The sequence below is a fragment of the Janthinobacterium sp. ROICE36 genome, from assembly GCF_002869965.1.
GTDB lineage: Bacteria > Pseudomonadota > Gammaproteobacteria > Burkholderiales > Burkholderiaceae_D > Janthinobacterium.
On the sequence record NZ_PEBS01000202.1, the window covers coordinates 1 to 555 of the forward strand.

The 555-nt window shown below is 69.5% G+C and carries 1 protein-coding gene; it reads right to left on the reverse strand.

Features of this window, described 5'->3' with window-relative positions; all coding sequences use genetic code 11:
- On the reverse strand, nucleotides 1–555 hold a 555-nt coding region (locus tag CSZ94_RS27445), incomplete at both ends, for a DDE-type integrase/transposase/recombinase (RefSeq protein WP_146009933.1).

Below are 555 nucleotides of genomic sequence, written 5' to 3' on the forward strand. Positions count from 1 at the left end.
CTGCGCCATTGTCCGCGTGCAGCACCAGCGGCTTGCTGTGCGGGCGGCGCTCGCGCCAGCAAGCCCGTTCCATCAACGCGGCCGCCTCGTCGCCGCCCTCGCGCGCATGCACCTCCCAGGCGACCAGCTTGCGGCTGAACAGGTCGATGACGGCGTACAGATAGAAGAACATGCCGCGCACCTGGCTGGGCAGATATGTCACGTCCCAGCTCCACACCTCGTTGGGGCCGTGGGCCACGTGGCGCTGCGGCTCGGTGGCCTGCGGCGCCTTAGCGCGGCCGCGATGCTGCTGCTCTTTTGCCGCGCGCAGTATGCGATAGAACGACGATTCAGACGCCAGATAGCTACCCTCGTCGGCCAGACGCGGCACGATTTGCGCCGGCGGCAAGTCCGCGAAGCGCGCCTCGTGACAGACGTCGAGCACGCGTTGGCGTTCTTGCTCGCTCAGCTTGTGCGGCGGCGCCGGTCGGGCTGCCGCCGGTCTCGCATCGGCTCGGACCTCGCCCGTGCGGCGCCAGCGCTCGACGGTGCGCGCACTCAAGCCCAGTTCAGCGC